The following is an 883-nucleotide window of genomic DNA, read 5'->3' as shown; positions in this document are numbered from 1 at the left end:
GCTGCCGGCGGGGGCTCCTTGAGGTGGGCGAGCGGGGAGCGGTGCTCGCCCTCGGGGACGTCCACCAGATCCTCGATGGCGTCGCGCAGCCGGTTCGGCAGCCCGGCGGCGATGCGCTCGAACAGGTTCTGCACGGCGTGCGCCGCGACGGAGGCAACCAGGCGCTCCAGCGTGCTCGGCGCCGGCAGCACGACGCGCGCGGCGCGGAGCAGGTCCTCGGCCAGCGCCAGCAGCGGCCCCGGCGTCATGCCCTCGGCCGCGCGTTCGCCCAGCCGGTCGCGCAGTCTCTGTTCGGCAGCGTGATCGAACTCGTGCCAGCCCAGGTGCCGGCGGATGCGCGCGAGTTGGGCGCTTTCGGTGGCGGGCCGCTCCGGCTCGGGCAGCGCCAACACCGGATCCAGGCCGAGCTGGGCTGCGAGGTGGCTCACCGCCTCCGGCGGGACGCGCCGGTAATCGGTCACGAACCGGCTGGTGGCGCGCAAGGTGCAGAGCTGGACCGCGCAGCGCAGCCGGTGCTCTGCTCCGCGTGCCCGGAGCACCTCGGCGGCATCGGCTGCGGTCAGGGTCCAGCGCCGGGCAAGGACGTCCTCGCCCGCCTCACCCCGAGGTACGCCGGTCCGGGCGCCCACCCGCCGCGGTCCCGGTCAGGACGCCTGGAGCGGGCGCTCGGCGCCGGGCACGCCGCCAAGCAGCGCGAGGCCCGGTGCCTTCAGCGTGCCGTCGGCATGGAGGTAGTGGTACAGCGTGCTGGCGGGCACGCCGCCCAGTTCGTGGCAGATCGAGGGAACGCTGCGGCTCCTGTCCGCCATCAGGTGCTGGGCATAGCGCAGGCGTTCGGGCGTCATCCGGCGCGGGCGCCCGCCCTTGCGCCCCCTCGCGCGCG

At 75.8% G+C, this 883-nt stretch carries 1 protein-coding gene and 1 pseudogene; both read right to left on the bottom strand.

Translation table 11 applies throughout. From position 1 onward, the window contains the following. Positions 1-629 (bottom strand): DUF4158 domain-containing protein (locus LHA35_RS28395; protein WP_226615257.1); only part of this gene is annotated, 629 nt, incomplete at its 3' end. 15 nt (positions 630-644) lie between these two features. Then, positions 645-883: pseudogene (locus LHA35_RS28390) on the bottom strand (recombinase family protein); the annotation flags it as partial.

It is taken from the genome of Roseicella aerolata (assembly GCF_020523605.1).
GTDB lineage: Bacteria > Pseudomonadota > Alphaproteobacteria > Acetobacterales > Acetobacteraceae > Paracraurococcus > Paracraurococcus aerolatus.
This window is presented reverse-complemented; position numbering and strand designations above follow the sequence as displayed.